The organism is Desulfomonile tiedjei (genome assembly GCA_016212925.1).
In the GTDB taxonomy this organism is placed as follows: domain Bacteria; phylum Desulfobacterota; class Desulfomonilia; order Desulfomonilales; family Desulfomonilaceae; genus JACRDF01.
This window is the reverse complement of sequence record JACRDF010000010.1, coordinates 50,426-67,450: the sequence shown is the minus strand read 5'-3', so window position 1 is coordinate 67,450 and position 17,025 is coordinate 50,426. Positions and strand designations below refer to the sequence as shown.

General features: G+C 48.7%; 17 protein-coding genes. 6 read left to right on the top strand and 11 right to left on the bottom strand.

Features of this window, described 5'->3' with window-relative positions:
- Nucleotides 1–6 precede the first annotated feature (6 nt).
- The 6 genes from HY913_04310 to HY913_04285 all read left to right on the top strand — a co-directional run bounded on the left by HY913_04310 (nt 7) and on the right by HY913_04285 (nt 7,546).
- Nucleotides 7–909 carry a hypothetical protein gene (locus HY913_04310; protein ID MBI4962477.1) on the top strand — a complete coding sequence of 301 codons (903 nt, stop codon included), beginning with the start codon at nt 7–9 and terminating at the stop codon, nt 907–909.
- Between the two features lie 102 nt (nt 910–1,011).
- On the top strand, nt 1,012–2,037 hold the full coding sequence (locus HY913_04305; GenBank protein ID MBI4962476.1) for a hypothetical protein: 1,026 nt from the start codon (nt 1,012–1,014) through the stop codon (nt 2,035–2,037).
- A gap of 711 nt (nt 2,038–2,748) precedes the next feature.
- Entirely contained in the window at nt 2,749–3,675 is a 927-nt protein-coding gene (locus HY913_04300; GenBank protein ID MBI4962475.1) for a S1/P1 nuclease, read from the top strand.
- A 76-nt stretch (nt 3,676–3,751) separates the two neighbouring features.
- Nucleotides 3,752–4,834 carry a hypothetical protein gene (locus tag HY913_04295; GenBank protein ID MBI4962474.1) on the top strand — a complete coding sequence of 361 codons (1,083 nt, stop codon included), beginning with the start codon at nt 3,752–3,754 and terminating at the stop codon, nt 4,832–4,834.
- A gap of 2 nt (nt 4,835–4,836) precedes the next feature.
- A complete protein-coding gene (locus HY913_04290) occupies nt 4,837–6,114 on the top strand; it encodes a hypothetical protein (GenBank protein MBI4962473.1) in 1,278 nt (425 codons plus the stop codon).
- Nucleotides 6,115–6,715: 601 nt separating this feature from the next.
- A complete protein-coding gene (locus HY913_04285) occupies nt 6,716–7,546 on the top strand; it encodes a hypothetical protein (protein MBI4962472.1) in 831 nt (276 codons plus the stop codon).
- A 23-nt stretch (nt 7,547–7,569) separates the two neighbouring features.
- Here HY913_04285 and HY913_04280 read toward each other — a convergent pair whose 3' ends face one another.
- The 11 genes from HY913_04280 to HY913_04230 all read right to left on the bottom strand — a co-directional run bounded on the left by HY913_04280 (nt 7,570) and on the right by HY913_04230 (nt 16,932).
- Nucleotides 7,570–7,773 (bottom strand): hypothetical protein, encoded by a 204-nt coding sequence (locus tag HY913_04280; protein ID MBI4962471.1) that lies wholly within the window; start codon nt 7,771–7,773, stop codon nt 7,570–7,572.
- Nucleotides 7,770–8,705, bottom strand: a complete 936-nt coding sequence (locus HY913_04275) for a DNA methyltransferase (GenBank protein ID MBI4962470.1) — start codon at nt 8,703–8,705, stop codon at nt 7,770–7,772. Before HY913_04275 ends, HY913_04280 begins: the two co-directional genes overlap by 4 nt.
- A complete protein-coding gene (locus HY913_04270) occupies nt 8,705–9,094 on the bottom strand; it encodes a hypothetical protein (protein ID MBI4962469.1) in 390 nt (129 codons plus the stop codon). The genes HY913_04275 and HY913_04270 overlap by 1 nt, the downstream gene beginning before the upstream one ends.
- Entirely contained in the window at nt 9,094–10,362 is a 1,269-nt protein-coding gene (locus HY913_04265) for a ParB N-terminal domain-containing protein (protein ID MBI4962468.1), read from the bottom strand. The genes HY913_04270 and HY913_04265 overlap by 1 nt, the downstream gene beginning before the upstream one ends.
- 89 nt (nt 10,363–10,451) lie before the next feature.
- A complete protein-coding gene (locus HY913_04260) occupies nt 10,452–11,003 on the bottom strand; it encodes an RNA polymerase sigma factor (GenBank protein ID MBI4962467.1) in 552 nt (183 codons plus the stop codon).
- Nucleotides 11,004–11,006: 3 nt separating this feature from the next.
- Nucleotides 11,007–13,067: a hypothetical protein gene (locus HY913_04255; protein MBI4962466.1), complete on the bottom strand. Its 2,061-nt coding sequence runs from the start codon at nt 13,065–13,067 to the stop codon at nt 11,007–11,009.
- A complete protein-coding gene (locus HY913_04250) occupies nt 13,012–13,860 on the bottom strand; it encodes a hypothetical protein (GenBank protein ID MBI4962465.1) in 849 nt (282 codons plus the stop codon). Before HY913_04250 ends, HY913_04255 begins: the two co-directional genes overlap by 56 nt.
- Before the next feature lie 3 nt (nt 13,861–13,863).
- Nucleotides 13,864–14,427, bottom strand: coding sequence for a hypothetical protein (locus tag HY913_04245; GenBank protein MBI4962464.1), 564 nt, complete (start codon nt 14,425–14,427; stop codon nt 13,864–13,866).
- The gene (locus HY913_04240; GenBank protein ID MBI4962463.1) at nt 14,424–14,834 is read right to left on the bottom strand and encodes a hypothetical protein; all 411 of its coding nucleotides are present in this window, start codon (nt 14,832–14,834) and stop codon (nt 14,424–14,426) included. Before HY913_04240 ends, HY913_04245 begins: the two co-directional genes overlap by 4 nt.
- A gap of 311 nt (nt 14,835–15,145) precedes the next feature.
- On the bottom strand, nt 15,146–15,409 hold the full coding sequence (locus HY913_04235; GenBank protein MBI4962462.1) for a hypothetical protein: 264 nt from the start codon (nt 15,407–15,409) through the stop codon (nt 15,146–15,148).
- Nucleotides 15,410–16,185: 776 nt separating this feature from the next.
- Nucleotides 16,186–16,932, bottom strand: a complete 747-nt coding sequence (locus HY913_04230) for a sigma-70 family RNA polymerase sigma factor (protein ID MBI4962461.1) — start codon at nt 16,930–16,932, stop codon at nt 16,186–16,188.
- Nucleotides 16,933–17,025 lie beyond the last annotated feature (93 nt).

Below are 17,025 nucleotides of genomic sequence, written 5' to 3'. Positions count from 1 at the left end.
TGCGCCATGAGCAACGAACTAGAGGATCAGGAGAAGACTGGGATACTTGAACCTTCGGAGAAGAAGGAAAGACAGCTCACACCGGAGGCGGAAAGAGTCATTCGAGACCACCTGACCCGGCGGTTCACCTTTCCCGGAATCGCATTGGTGGTCATTTCCTTTGTCATCGGCTTTTTTATCGACAGAGTTGCCTTCCAGACGGCCAGCAATCAAGCCTTCCTGAGCGCACAATCCGAGGTTATGAAACTCGTCCATGAAGTTGTGAAAGCAAAGTTTGAAACTGATGCAGCCGTCAAAGCAATCGAAATTTCTTCAAGAGATATCAAGCAAAGCGAGCAAAAAGCCAAGAAATTCGCTGACGAGTTATCGTCTCTCCAGAGCAAGCTGGATTCTACCGTGGCTTTTCAGGCTTCCGATCCACAGATCAAAGAAATAGCGTATGTTCTGGCAACAGACCCTCGAATAACGAAGGTATTGAATGACCTTGACGTCTCTATTCAGTCCCGACTCACAAAGGCAGATCAAGAGATCGAGAAAATTAAGTCGGCGTACCAGATTGACTCTCGGCAGGGAGAGGCCAGGAGCCTCAAGAATTATAAGGAAGAGGTTTTCTCTTTCTCTTTTCCCGTAAAGCACGCTTGGATAGAACTGCCGCAGAGCATAGACGGTGCCCACCGTCTCACGATAACCGAGATAAGAGACAAATCTGTCAGGGTGGTTGTAGAGCGGATTAGTGCTAGAATAGACCCGAGGGCATCCGATTACAGCAGAGAATTCAGGATGAGCTATCCGAGAGTTGTCTTTCGTGTCTGGCAACTTCTTTCTGAAAGAGGGACAGTCATGGATCCACCAGACATAATTCCCATGCGCAAGAAGGTCGCTGGAGTCACTGAGGTCTATCATATATGAGACTTTGCAGCCCGCTCTAGCTAAACAGAGGTCATTCAATCCATGAGTACCATAGTCTTTATCTTAGGGGCTGGAGCCTCAAAGGAAGCTGGAGCACCGCTGATGGCAGACTTTCTAGGAGCCTCAAGGGATTTGGTGGCGAAAGGGCAAGCTGGCGACTCCAAGGAAAGTTTTGAGAATGTTTTTAAGGCAATTGGCATACTCCAAGGAGTGCATTCCAAGTGCGACGTGGACCTGAACAACGTAGAGTCTGTTTTTACAGCATTCGAGATGGCCAGAACCTTGGGAGGGCTGCCTGGATACGGAATTAGGAAGATGGACCGTCTGATCCAGGACATGAAGGTCCTAATCTCGCGCACAATTGAGCAGACGCTCCTATTCCCCATGCAAAACAGCGTGATAGGGCATCCGCCTCCTTATGGACTGTTTTCTGACATGGTGAAATATTTGCAGGAATCTGCAAAGCCCTCTCACAATGTTGCAGTCCTGACTTTTAACTATGATCTTGCCCTGGATCGGTCGCTAGCAGCCAAGGGTCTGAAACCGGATTATTGCCTGGAAGACGGTAAGAACCCTGATGGCCTTCCGCTGTTGAAACTCCACGGCTCCCTTAATTGGGCGTACTGCCCTGAATGTCGCAGGGTCTTTTCTCTCAATCTCCTTTCGAAAAAGGCAGAGGATTTCTTTGAAGATAAAGTCTTGCCACGCCACGGCAATTCAGCTCCCATGCCCATTCAGCGTTGGCTCGACGAAGAAAGTTTTTGCCCACATACATATTCAAAGCAGCCACTTATTGTGCCGCCTACATGGAACAAGGCGAGTTATCATAGAGTAATGCCTACCGTTTGGCACTGGGCTGCTCACTACCTTCGCTCGGCAGAATATATTTTTGTGCTGGGGTATTCATTCCCCTCCTCTGACACCTTCTTTCATCATTTGTATGGACTTGGCAGCCTTAGTCAAACACCGTTGAGGCGGTTTTGGGTGTGCAACCCTGATCGTGAACTTGTGAGGGGCCGGTTTGAGAATCTACTTGGACCTGGAGCCAGAAGGGTTTTCGCATACCATGAGTCGGAATTCCGCCAGGCCATAGACGAAGTGTGGGATAGTTTCAGACCACCCAGGTAGCCCTCATAAATATGACTCTTCCAGTAGGGGAAATGGATGTCTTTGCCAGATATGATGGTTATGTGAAATAGTCGTAGAGTATACCATATCTGAGTGTGAGGATTTACCCGACAGTTAGGAGAGTATCAGGCCGTAAACTGTCCAGGGCCTACTTGCCAACACCAGATCATCATTTCTTGAGCCAGTTCAGCCCCGGCAACTTTCCTCCAAGAAATTTGAAAATTCTATTTGACCGCCAACTCCACAATAAGATAACCTGACCTCCAAGAAATCTTTACTCTCCAACTTGCTTTAACACTGCCTAGGGGCGTCATCAGGGTCTGACCTTATGGGCAGACCGGGGGGTTGTGATGAACGGCGTCCAGAAAATTGTCTTGACTGCACTAGTTGCGGCGACAATTGTGTGTCTCTCCTTCAGCGCGTGGGGTCAGTTCAAAGTGTCGCCGGGGCCTCCGCCTCCGCCAAAACTACCGATAATCCAATTGCCTCCAATTCCACCGCTACCGCCTAGAGACCTGAATTCAGGATTCAGAGTGGAACCGTTGGTTCCGTCTCCGAGGCTGGACCTGCAACCAGCGTTGCCTAGCGTGACGTCACCTACGGTTGATACTGGGATGCCCCCGCGACCTTTTACGGCTGTTCCGGCACCATCAAGGCGGTGATGGGCAGCCACACGGATCGACAACCTTTCTTAATTGGGGGGATAACAACATGCGATCAGTGATAGCCCTGTTGAGTGGAATCTGCTTTCTCGTAGCGGCTCCGATGGTCCAGGCGTGGAACAAGCCGGGACATATGACATCGGCTGCAATTGCCTACGCTGACCTGAAGGAACGCAACCCCGAAGTCATAGCGAAGGTCATTGAAGTCCTGAATCAGAACCCTCTGTTCGAGTCTGAATGGGCTCCAAAATTGGAACAGGTTTCAGCCGATGACCGCGACTTGTATCTGTTCATGCTCGCTGCCAGGTGGTCTGACGACGTACGCGGGAACCCCAAGTACGATAGACCTGTATGGCACTATGTGAATATCCCATATTGTCCCGGAGAGACGGGTGTGGAAATTCCCCAAGAGGAAGGCATACTCAAAGCTTTCCAGAAGAATCGATCGATAGTCAAGGCTGCCGCGGCAGATGGTGAGGACCGTGCTGTTGCTTTATGTTGGATGTTCCACCTTATGGGTGACGTTCATCAACCGCTCCACACGACCAAACTCGTAACTGACCAATTTCCTCTGCCGGAAGGGGATCGAGGAGGCACCAGATTCTATATCCGAGTGACGCCTGACAGCTCAACAATTAGCCTGCATCAACTCTGGGATGGACTTATTCTTGGTTCCGATAGGCTAAAGGCAGTCAAAGACGAGGCGACTCTATTGCGGAACAAGCCTGACTTGAAACGAGACAAGTTTGCTGACGAACTAGCCGTTAAGTCATTCAGTGATTGGGCGGTTGGAACCTGTAAGGTTGCCATAGATCGTGCTTATTGCAGCGGGAGTTTGCAGGGGAGTAACGCAAAAGATGATGGTGTTGTGCTTCCCAGCGATTATAAGGGCAAGGCAAAGGAAGCGGCAGAGCGGCAGATCGTGCTTTCTGGCTATCGGATCAGTGATGCAATGTTTGATGTGTTTGGTGAGTAGGTTGGCGGTTCGGTTGGTATTTTCCATGAGGTTTTCAATCTGTGCAACAAATATCTTGTGACAAAGGAGGGGTGTCGTGAAACGTGTAAGGTCATTAGGTGCCCGCATTGAGTTTAATGAACTTAGCTGTCAACGCGTCATTTTCTTGCCTACCCTGTACCTCCAACCAGGCGAGATTCAGGACATTCAGATGATGGTAAGCGGGGAACCAACACCATCGAGCAGAGGGAAGTGGGGTTTGGTGGTTCGACTCAACGAACACGACCTCACAAAAGCCACCTGCCAAATCTTGGTCCGAGCACTTGAGGCAGCGGACAAGGTTCCTGGACATGGCGGTGTGTCACTTATGCGTGAGCAATACAGGGACGCCATGACTAGGTATATGAAACTCCAGGACCGACTTGTGTGTGGCTTGCTTCAAGATCCTGTGGACGGGGAGGCGAGAAAAAGAATGACCGGGCAGGATATCGGTGACTTCAAATATCATCTGTCTGTCCGCGACGCGCTTGTCAAGAAGCCCGTGAAAGATCTTTCGAAGCGACTGGGCGATTCCGAGACGGGGTACAATGGAAATCTCCACATTTTCAACTACGTGTATTCTCACATTGCCCTGGAGCCGCTGTCCTTGAATGATATATGGGCGGAGTACAAGAAGGAGAACCCCGGCCCTGAGAAATGGACAGAGATTGTTAATCCCCATCTGATTTTCTTTGTGGACCCTGGCAAAATGGAACCGATTCTATCTACAGATGAAGAGGAAATCGGGGGGCCGCTCCCGATCGACGCTGACCCATACGAATATCCTTGCTATTATGAGGACGAGACGCCGCATGGTGTCGTAACCTGCCACCTCCAAATACTATATGACGACAAAATCGAGGCCATAATCGAAGAGCTAAAGAAGCGAGTTGACGATTTTGAAAAGAAGTTGAAGAAGCTTTATGAAGAGCTTCTGCCTTTGCTCAAAGACATCGTCGCCAAGGTAGGTGAAAATGGATCGATCCAGAATGATTACCTCAAACCTTTTAAGGCGCAGCTCACGAGCTTCGAACAAGATCTGACAAAAGTTCGGGATGAGACCAAGTCCAATGTTGATGCCATTGCCGAAATAAAGAAAATGGTAGAGGAGATCAAAGCTAAGGTTCAAGGAAAGGGGTAGACATGCCTCAACAATCTTTAGATCAGTTGGAGAAGGATGTTTTCGCTGGTTCCGCAGCTATGAAGACAGGAGTCTCGTCAGTGGAGCTTGCTCTGTCTGGGAATAAGACCCAAATGGCCGGACTCCTCCTGCTGCTGATCGCGATAATCGCATTTCTCTCTCAAGCATCCGCATTCTTCCCGCCACTGAGACAGTATCTGCGATTCATACTTAGCTTGCTGGGTATGCCGTATTACCTAGGCAGCTATGGTCCTGCCTTCGCTGGGTTCCTTATAAGAGGACTGCGCGCACACGCCGGCGAAAAACATTTATATTTTGACACTAGTGATGTTGGGCACAACACTACTGATACTCGTTATGGGTATGTTACTGCCTTGGGAACTTCTAAGTACGATTTTGCCCTTGTGCCTGGCACATCACAGGTGACATTCTCGTTACGTGAGAATTTGGCTATACATGCGTCTTGGTATCGAGAGCACAAGACCGATCCTTTTGGGGTAACTAACGACTCCAAGAGTGGGGAAACTCTGGGGCATTATGACGTAACGTTTCCCCTCGATGGCTGTCAAACCGATCTGTATCAAAGTGGGGAAGACCCCGAGAGAACGTTTGGGCTGTCGGCAAATTTTTACTGGGAGGAATATTTGAAAAAGTGGATCGCACAGGCCCACGCCGATTCCATGCCGGATTACGATGGTCAAAGCGTGGTCTTGGAGACCATCAACAACGTGCTCACGTTCGTAATGAAACAGAAGAGCCAAGAACTAACGGATGAAGTCAATGCTCAGATAGAGAATAGCGTTCAGCTCTTGCCCTGGTGTTTTCTTTGGGGCGATGCGTTTGCAATTATGGAATCCGTGAAATGGGACTTCTCGGGGCAGAGTCTGACATTTGGTGTCAAGGATATCTCATGGTTCGGACATTTTAATAACTCTGAGACACGAGGATTCGGCACCGTTTTAGGGTTGAGCTTCAAAGGAACCATCGGTGTCACCCCCAACGGAGTGACCTATGATCTTGACTGTTATATCCTGGCATATTCCAAGGAGATACCGATTGCACATTTTACAACGGATAAAGCAGTCAACCTGGCAAGTGATTCGAAGACACCAGAAATGAAGTTATTTGGCGGCCCTGTTGATTCTATTTTCGATGTCCTTGAGAAGATAAGTGAAGGACTGGAAGCCGCAGCACCTCATTTGGTTTCTAGGATTGTAGATCTAATGCAGGAGGACCGGCCATTAATGCTAGACCATATCGAGGCTCTCGAAAAGAAATGAGGTGGAGAAGAGACATGTCGTAGAAGGTTGACCTTCTGCTGTTTTGGGTTCTGGAAATTTGGATTTGACTGAAACGGGGGGTAGCCATGTCACGAGGGAAAAGCAGGCGAAGGACAATCACCTGTTACACGCTTCTCGTGTTGTTGGTGATTACTTTGATTGCAACAGTTGCACTGGGCCAAGTTGTTAAACCGCCCATTGTTAAAGCACCTGTAATTGGCGGTACACCACCACCTCCACCCCCGCCTCCGCCCATAACCATACCGCCTGTGCCGGTACTGCCCCCTCCGAACACAACAAAGTGAGGGGGGGGAATTGGCGAGCGTGACGACATCTTCCGTAGAGATTATTATGCTGCATTACTCCGAACCACGTAGATGGGGAGGGAGAAGAAATGAGACAGATCGGACCATTGACAGCAGCCATTTTAATCATGGTTTTGGGACACTTTGAGGTTCAAGCTCAAAATGCATTGGAGGCATACACGGTGTATAATGATCGTCGATTTGCGGTTGACCTCTATGTGGACGGGGTCTTTGCGTGCACGGCCGCGGCCAAGTCAGCCTGCTCGACAAAAGTTACACCGGGCTGGCATTCGTTTATGGTGATCGGCAAAGAAGATGGCCAGATCGTTGGCTCTCATAGAGCGAACGTGCCAGCCAGTGTGGATGCACCAAGAACTCGCGCCCCTGACCGACCCTCCGCCGGAATTGTGCCTCCTTCAAGATTAATTAACCCTGCCGCATTTACAGGTAAGCTTGAATGGGATGAACGGCAGAAGATGATCGTCCAAGCTGGTTTTGACTCATGGGAGGACCAGAAACTAAGGAATTGGATGATCGCTGGAAATGCAAATTTCCTACGTACGTTGGATAATGCTCACGGCCAGTTCGCCTGGGGCGAAAAGCCCAGACCAGTGGTTGGGGGTAAGACTTTTATATGGGGAAATGCGACTGGTAAACCCATTCACGGGAGCCAGCCCTCTGAAAAAAAGTTCGTAGGTATTCCGCCTGACAAGGGAATAGCAGCCGACGGTGGTGCTCTCAAGTTCAAAGACCATTTCTTCTCGCACAGCCCGGCCAAACGAGAGAGTTTGCTCGCTTTTGAGGCTGGTAAGGTCTTTTGGAACATTATGAAGGATAAGACCGTTGAGGACGGCCAAACCTTGGAGCAGTGGTTCAGACACCAATGGTCGGGTAGAGAAACGGTTATCGCTGAAATGAAGAGAGCTAGACATAAAGGTGAAGGACTGTCTGATCCCAGGGATATTAAGCGAACGATAGCCGATCCCGAAATGAACTCACAATTTGCGTGTGTATTCCGCGCTCAAGCACTTGGCCTAAGAAACTCTAAAGACTCCGACGAATGGGAGGAAGTTATTGAGGAATTTAGAGAAAATGTTCACCCTCTTTTGAGATCAAGTAGGAGGTAGGAAATAGGGCATATGGTCTCTCTTCAAGAGTCAATCAAGCGCCTCTCAGCAATCTCGCAATACTCATCTTCCTTCTCAACGCAAATGAAGTCCACGCCCGACTCTTTGCACAAGACGGCCGTCGAACCTGACCCACTGAAAGGATCGAGAATAATGCCGCCGCTAGGAGGCGCAATGATCTCAGACTGTCCATTATTGCAATGTCTCGGTGGACAATAGTAGGTCAAATGGAGACCTGCGCCGCTTTCTTTGCGTCGCCTTTCAGAAAAATCAGGACATTTTGATGGGTCTTGCCTAACTTGCGCGAGGTCCTGAACTGCTTACCTACTCTAATAGGTAGACTGCCTACTTGAGTAACCAAGACAGCTTCGTTGTACAAACAGGCTCCAGTCTCCTCAAATGCTGCTATTGTTTGTCCCGGTAGGTTCCAATAATTGCCGCGGCTATCCCGCAAATCACCAACCACAAAACACGCAAACCTATCGTCTCTCAGCAGTGAGATCGTATCTGCTATAATGGACCGATAAGCGTCAAAGAAACTACTCTTGTTCATACTACTCAGGTCCCGTGGATCGTCTGTATAACGTTCAAGGTTGCCGTATGGTGGACATGTGAAAATGAAGTCAACCTTCTCACTAAGAAGCACTCTTGAGTCCTCAGCGTCTCCACATATCCACTGTGGCTTGATCGGTTTTTGGCACAAGCACCGTCCAAGTATGTTGTTAATATAGTTTGACGCTGAAATGGTTGACCACTGTGCTTCATTGGCTTCTATCTGATGCTGAGACAGGTCTATACCTACATATTTCAGCCCTAACAAGGCAGCCACTACACCGCGAACACTGCCGCCTGCAAAGGGATCAAGCACAGCTCCGCCACGAGGACAGAACCAAGTAAGCAGGAGTTCTGTGAGGACTGGATCAAAGACTGACGCACCCGCTCTAAGGCTCTGATTGCCAAAGCCTCCTTTAATGTCCATCAGTTTCTCTGTTGCACAGGTATGACCCGTTCTCTCGCAAGAGATCACATCACGTCCAAGTTCAGACTCAATACCCAGGTTTATCCATGCCGCCTTTCTTTTCTGCCAATCGCCTGTGCGTGCATTGAGTACTGTAAATGGAGGGAAGATAAATTCTTCCGCCAGAGAGCCTTTGGACATCAATTCATCTTCCGAGGAGGCACGATCTGCTCCTCAAAATTAAGATGGCGTATCAGTGCCTCCTCAGTGAGAGTGTATCCGTTCAGGCGCATGTCAGGACCCGGCAAATGGCCGTCGCTACGAAATTGCAGCAAGTAAAATCCCCAATAGTCAATATCATAGGAAGCGGCATGGTCGCTCAATATCTGGTCCAATATCTTGAACACGGACTGTTGTCCCCTATGGACGCGCCCAAAGTATTGTTTCTCCTCCAAAAGCATCATTCGCCGCAGATCATACTCAAACAACACATAGTCCAAGTTTGTAACTATTAGATGGACCTGCTTGCAGTTCTCTCGAATCCAGATGCCAAAAGGCGTCAATGCAGCCGCATGGCCCAATTCCCGCATCACAGTATCTCCCAGATTACCAATTCTCTGCTCAGCACAAGCAATTGCCGGTTTGCTTTTGCCCATTCAACCATCTGAGGTGTGCATTGCTCGCTCTGGTAAGGACACTGCACACGCATGCTGATAGGAAGATCAACAGACCTGAGCATGTCCGCTACGTGGTCGGTGTATTGTTTGTCAGGAGCCCGCCACTGTGTTGGTTGGATCAATAAGGCTATATGACTACCTGCGTGGAGTTTCTTAGACAGTGCGTTGACCAGACCTGATAACGATCTGTTGAATTCGTCCAGAGACATATTGGCCAAGTCAGATTCATCTGTGCTGTATTGGCTCTCCGCTTGTTTCCAGTAAGGAGGATCGAGGTACACCAAACGAACGTCTTTCCACCTTGGAACCGGAGGCGGACCATCAGTTATGTCCCACCGTCTTATCTCATGTTCTCGCTCAGGTATTGGCAGCCGGTCACTGACCCAGTATCTTCTGAACCGCTTCTTGCAAATATCAATGGTGGAGCCCCCACCGGCGAATGGATCGAGCACAATTTCAAAAGGCTGAGTGTAGAGATAGAGCAGGTTATCAACAATGGTGACCTCACTGTTGCCGAAGTGAGAGACATTGTTTGTCTTTTTCTGGAAGGTCCAGACGTTATAGAGAGGTGGTGTAAAGTCAACTAGGTGAGAGGCGACAGGTTTGTTCGCTTCTGGCAAGTTTGCCATTTCCGAACAAATTTCATTGACCACTGACTTAGTAACATTCTCTTGTTCTGCTATCTCCTCCTGAGTATGGCAAGATAGCCAAGCGTCAAATATGCGCCGTTTCCTGTCCTCACGAGCGTCTTTGTCTATATTGGACAACCAGCCGCGTACCGTCCGCTCACTCACTGAGAGGAGAGCAGCTAACTCACGTTTCTTTGTGTCCCGCTCTCGTTCAGGTGTGAGATGGTAAATCCTGCGCGCCATACTGCGCTTGTCGTCCTGACTCAACTGGAGACCGTGAGAGGCGTTTCTCTGAATGGCTAATTCAAGAAGATGGCAATCGCTGTTGGTCTGTGTAATGGCAACATCGATATATTCGGCTTTCGCTTTCTTATGGGCAGTCCACCTGTGCCAACCGTCGATGATCTCCTTATGCTGGTTCACCTCTATTGCGGGCAGGACCTCCAGGTCCTCAGCATATTTCTGAACCGTGACAGGATCGTGCTTAATCCTAGGGTAAACGTCCTCTCGAAACACAACGTCAGAAACTGGAATCTTTATGATCTCACTCATACGTCGCTCCAAATATTGAAAATTGAATTGCTACCGGAAAGACAAGAAGTGCCGACAAGATGTACCAACGAGGTAACTAGGCGTGATAACTAGCAGTGCAAGCCAAGAACTTGGAGGCGTTCACACAAGACTTTCTTGGATCTATGCAGGTGTGTCTTTACTGTGCCAAGAGGCATGTTTAGGGTGGAGGCTATCTCTTCGTATCCATGTTCCTGAATGAATCTAAGGCGTAGAATTTCAGCCCTTTCGGGGTCGAAGTCATTGAATAGGTCCTCAACGATCCCCACAGTCTCGTCACTGATATAGGTGTCCTCAATATTGCTCTCACAGGCCCGTTCGTCTCTTTCAGGCAGGTCTGCGTAATGTCCTCTCGTGTGGAGATATTGGTATCTATTCTGCGCTGTATTGAGTGCAATTCGTATCAACCATGTGGAAAAGGCAGAGTCACCATTGAACGTGGAGAGGTTGCAGAAAGCCTTTACGAAAGTGTCCTGAACTAAGTCCTCTGACTCCCAGTAATCTCGCAGGATCGAATAGACCATAGACGCCAGTGGTCTCCGGTAACGCTCGTACAATTGTGTCCACGCGTCCTGAGAACCTAGACGTGCCTGCCTTACCAATTCATTGTCAGGATCTATCAATTATCAGTATCTCCTACCACCACGCCTGCTGTGATAGACTCGCCGGCGAGGTGCTTGGTCAATTTCGTCCCCAACCTCCTCCTGCTCCTTTTTTTCCATTAGTCTTATTCTTGCCTCAGTCCTGGACAGGACTCCCACTGTCGCGGCGATAGCGTCAATAACGTCTTTGGATTCAGTAGTCCCGCTGGGGTGGTCTATTTGAATCCTGCCGCCTTTAATAATTCGTTGGAGCCTACGAGCCTCTCGATCCATGACCTCGTGGTAAGGCCACAACACACGCTCGTCTCTAATCGCATTCTTGAGCGTAAAATAGGAGGCTGGCGACTTATCAACACTAACAGGCTGTACGTATGGGATGCCTCTGTTCCGCCATTCCTGGAGAGCAAACTGCAAATCCATCCAATCTGCCGAGGCATATTTGATAGTGATATATTCTTTCAGGTGGAGAATCAGGTTTTGGATGACCTTGAGTTCAATATGCTCACCGGCCCGTGCAAATATCCTGAGAAGACCGTCAACGCAGTAAACTGCCATTTCTGCGTTTTCTATCGTTTCCAACTGTCCCGCTGCCTGATTATAGACCTGAGACTTATCCACTAACACTGTGTCAATGATCCTGGTAAAGGCGATGCCCGTGGCGTCCCCACTCAGTGAGGCGTCAACGTGGACCGAGAAATTAAACTCGCCTCCCATGTTGATCTGTTCGAGGTAGTGGTAGTTGATAAGTTTCGACCAGTCCACGTCCTCTCCACCTGTGCCAAACAAGTCCCGAAGTGAGACGTTGTCGAGGAGGAATATCTGTTCGCCGCGGGTTCTTTCGTTGAAGGAGGTTGATGCGAGAGAGATCTTGTCGCCAAATGGAATGAAACGTGAGGTTTTTGCTGACCTGATGCCAGCGAGGTCTTTGAGTGCCTGCTCTATGTCGTCCTTGAACCTCTGGAGGTGCCTCACAGGAACTCTAATGGCACCCAGCTCTTGCTCCAGATACTCGTCGTTGTCTAGGAGAGCAGGATCGATCTCAGGCGAGTAATCGTCTGTTTCCTGAATAGAGTTTAAGAGACGCGCCGGTGATGAGTCAGTGGGCAACTGGACGAGGAATCGTGGCTCGTCTGGAGGATAACCTGGCTTGCTCTCCCATAGTTTTCTGTTTATGACGAGAATGCTCTTGTCAGTGCGGGCTTGCTCAACCTTGCGATCTGTGAAATCACCTTCGTAATTTGCCGAGGAATCTATGAACAGTTTGCCCCAATAACCACCATCAGGTCTACTGAACCTTGTTTCCATGCGGTTCTTTAAGACGGTATATGCCTCGTTTGCCCCGTCCCAAATCTGCTTGTCACTGTGTTGAAGTTTAACTGACCCTTTGACAACGTCAAAGAAGCCTGCTTCTGTTATGGCGCAAGCGATAATATCTTTGCCTAACCCGCTGTCTGTGTTGCCGGTCAGAGTGATAATTTCAATATTGCTACCAACGAAGATGATCTTGTTGTTGATGTCTTTTTTGCGGGGAAAGAACTCATTGAACCAGGGGGATTCGTCCACGTACCACTTGAGTTTGCGAAAAATGGCGTCCTGAGCTATGTCTTGAGTGCGAGACTGAATGGCGAGGTGTATGATGCTGGAAGGCATCAAATCGAATTCGGCGTGTGGAGAGTGCAAAGAGCCTAAGAGGTAGGACATATACCCGAAGGCGTAGACAACTACTGAAGACTTACCAGAGCCAGCACTGCCTGTAAGGACGACTTCGAGAGGTTCAGGGTCGCCATGAAATATTTTCCATAGAGAGTCTTTTGTTGAGGGCCATATCTCACGCTTGGCGCTGAAGAATCCTTTGCTTTCACAGAATTCTATAACGTCAACAACGCGAGTAAACTTATAGCCGCGCTTTTGCTGTAAGAAAGAGGCGTCCCCCTCAGACACCGCTCTTTGGAGGTTATCAAGCAGACCATAAATCTGGTCTAATCGTATGTTGCCGTTGCTGTCAGCCGGTATGGATTCGACGTATTTCTCAACTATCTGGCGGCCTTTGTGGCTCGATCCATTCTGAGTCGCTAATTTCGTCAATAATTGAATCGCTTGTTCGCGGCTGACATACTTCTGTGAGTAAGTCAGTTTCAATATCTATGGCCTTTTCAGCGGTCTCTGGCTCCGAAGCGTCTGGGACCGGACCTGCTATCAATTCAAGTTCAGTTTTGAAGGAGGAGAGAAGGTCTGTAATCTGGTCGGGTTGTTCGACTGTTTGGTGAAGGAGAATGGAGGCTTGCCTCACATTGACGTCAATCTGTTTGGGCCGAATATCTAACAATCCGAGTTTCTGTCTCAAATCAACATAGCGATCAAGAGCGTCCAAAATTAAGCGTGCTGTATCTGAAACATATTTGAGTGGCTGCCCCTGTGATCGTGCCGTTTCTCGCCACAGCTCAAACTCGTCTTTTAGGTCAAAGATAAGGTTGCCTAATTCTTTGATCTCATCGAGTTTGGCCCGAATTAAACGCTCTTGTTTGCGAATCCTTTCTAAGGCCCTTTTTTCACCTGACGACCGGCGTCCCTTAGTCTTGTGTACGAAGTCTCGCCTGTGTCCAATCGTAGCTACCGCGAATTTACCTAACGCGCTTTCAATACCCTTCTGGCTGTGAGTGGGGAAGCGCCCCCACGTTTCTTGCATGATCTTGGCAATACGTCGTTTCTCGTGCCCATTGGACAACATTGTGTAGACCTGGACTAGCTGCTCGTCTGATAGGCCGTCGAGAAGAATTGCCTTTTTCTTTGGAGGGTGGGTTACGAGCCTGAGTTTGGCTATGAGTTCAGGATCGTCTGCTGCTATTGCTGGTATAGGAGATGGTTTTTTGGGGGGCATGTATTATTTGTGTGAGGGCAAATTTGCCACAAGGTTCAGAATCTTCTGCGCCCTGAGCAGTTGTTGAACCACACTCACCGCCTCTTGTTCTTTCTGGTTAAGGTCGCGGTGAGAATGTCCCAAGGCAGTTAAGGCGAGGTCTAGGAGGCAATAGGCGTCACACTCGTCATTAGTAGCGAACTCCAAGCCATATTTCTTATAGACGTGGAGGAGCATTTGCTCTTTCTTACTGTTGCCTTTTCCTGTAACGAACTTTTTGATGGTTGCAGGAGCAATGGCTATTGGATAAATGCCAGTTGCTTGCCATAACCTGTACTTAACGACTCCACCTAGTTCTGAAAGAGTTGAGAGTTGTGACGCCGCTGGTCCTACACCGTAGGCGTAATCCTCAAGAAAAGCTAAACTGCCTTTGGAAGCTGCGTTGACCACTGTAACTGCGATCTGTTGATAACGCTCATGGCGCAGCATTTTTGGTGAGGTCTTGATGCTTGTCCAATCTCGGTTGCCACTGTTGTAAACAGCCATGCCGGTGCAAGTGAGTGAGAGATCGAGAGCAATGACGATCAAAATTCTTGACCTCCAATGTGCTGCACAAACCTTTCAAACGTCTTCTTCTGCCCCTGGAGTAGCCATTTGTAGTCCTCAAGAGCTGAAATGTAAGTCTCCAGAGTTTCCATCGTCTGGCGCAAATCAAGAGGAACTGGTTCCCACCGAAGTCTGTCTCTGGCGTCCCGTGTTGATTTATCAGGTAGATGGCTATTGAGTTCCCTTAACTGCCTGTCAAACTCCGCTCTCGTATCTGCAAGAGCCAGGGATAGCTCTGTTTTGAGGGATATGAGTTTGAGTTCGAGTTTGGTGCTTATGGCGACATAGCCAAAGAATTGACTCTTCGTGGAGGGTTCGTTGCCCTGAAGAAAGGAAGAGATCGCTGCTGACAGAGTAGCGAATTGCTGTTCTAAGTTTTCTATGTCCATACTCACCTCAGTAGTCCTGGTGAGAACCCTACGAGAAAACCCATAAATATAAGTAATGCGCTCTCTATATTAACCAGCAAACCAACTATTACGCTTGGCAGGATGCCAAGCACTAATATTAAGGTCAATTTGACTTTCAACATATTTTACTCGTCCAATTCAACGTCTACCGGCCCTGAGACAATAAACAAAAATATGGAGGGGATTTCAGTTTGGTGGGAGGGAAAGCAGGGTGAAAGGAGTGAAAGACCCCGCTTGCTGAAATCCCCTCCTGCCGCGAGACAGGAGAAACTCGCGGCAATAGGCAAGTGTTAAGGTTTATGTTTCTTTGCTTCTGTGGTCACAGCGCTGGCGGCGTTATCTATGGCCCAGGCAGCGAGCAACTCTGTGTCAGTCTCCAGAGTCAATTTGCCGCGCCTCAAGGGAACGACCACTGTCGCGGTGCCATCTGCACTGGTTATCGAGGCTCTTGAGAAAATTCCATAGTCAGGTCTATCTGCTGTCGTGGTTGTATCTACAGTGATAGTGGCGTCAGGTGCCGTGGTCACTGTGGCGTCGTCTGTACGATCGAACATAAGGTGAAACCTCCAAGAATCATAAGGTGTGGTTGTTTAATGTGAGCCAGAGTCTGACCATGTCTGCCAATTCGGCTGTGGTCTCTAACTTGGAGTCGTCAGGTCCGGGGTAGCGAACGTGTTTCTCGCCAGCGTCAATGACAATGTGGAGACCGTCGTTTGTTCTTGCAGTGATAATGAGTTCGACGGAAGCTCTATGAAATACAATGCTGAAAAGGTTTTGCCCCCTAGTATTTGCGATCTTGACTGGATCTGGCAGAGGCTCAAAACCTAGTGGCTGTAATACTGAAAAGAGTTCGTTGGATATGGTACGAAGCCATTCTTGCTTTGCCGACTTGTACAAGGAATGCCAAGTTCTTATTATGTTGACAGAGGGCATTATTTGCTCTGAAAGGAGTTCTATGAACTAGCAGTGAGGATTCTAGCGGAAGTAACTAGCAGTGGGACTTATGGCAGGTTAAAACTCGCAGCCGCGTTGACGCAATGACTCTATTACGAGCCTGCGAACAGTGCCAGCAAGTGTTTGTCGGTCCGAATGAGCAATGTCTTGGACAAGCTTTAATACTATGTCGTCAAATTGAACAGCAACAATGGGCTTTGGGGGTCGTTTTGTTTCAGTAAGTTGTGTCTTAGGCATGAGGTCTATCTCCTAAACTATCTATATAGTAATAGTTGAGACAGGCGGTGTCAAGCTGGTGTTTCAAGAAAATGTATAGAAAAGTTTAGTGTGATAGAGTTTTACTATATTTTAGTTGGGTTTTATGGACTTCATTTTTTTAGGCCGACTCTTGATACCCATATCTCACCAAAAATCTCTTGATCTTCCTAAATGCTCTATGCTGGAGTTGTTCTACGCGCTGACCCGAAATACCTAAACGCCTCCCACACTCCCTGAAGGTAAGGCAGTCCTTAGAGAGGAACCTCTGTTCAATAATGAACTTCTCTGTATCACTTAAACCTTGGACAGCCTCAGCAATTGTGTCCTGCAATTCTGCCTGCTCCGCGGCGACCTGCTGCTCAGAGTCGTGCCCCAGCAAGTCCTCCAGCGTTCCAATATCACTGATTGGATATGAAATTGATAAGTCGTCTCGCAGGATTCGTTCCACTATGGCTGTAACCTCTGCAACAGATCCCTCAACCCTGCGCGCCAGTTGTTCTACTGCTCCTTGGTCAGAGAGGTCTGGCAATTTGCCGAGTTGCGCAAAAAGTCTCCTTTCCAGTGCTGTAGTGCCGTGTTTCACAAGGCTCCAATCCTTTACAATAACGCTGTGGAGGCGTGTCTTTATCCAGAAAGCAGCGTAGACAGAGAATTGGCTCTTCTCAGGTTGGTAGGTCTCCAAGGCTCTGATAAGACCTAATGCGCCTTCCTGTACCAAGTCCTCAATAAGAACACCAAACCTGGCGTAACTATGAGCAATCGTATAGACCAGCCCCATGTTGCGCTCAACCAAAGTGTTTCGTGCCTCCAAGTCTCCGGCGTGCTGAAATTTCTGGAGCAGGTCAAGGTCGATATACTCGCTCAATTGTCGTCTCCTCTCTCGATCCCTCATAAATCCCCTCGCCGCGATCAGGAACGTCGCTTAGAATTGAAATGGCTCCGCTTGGGTTGAAGTCTG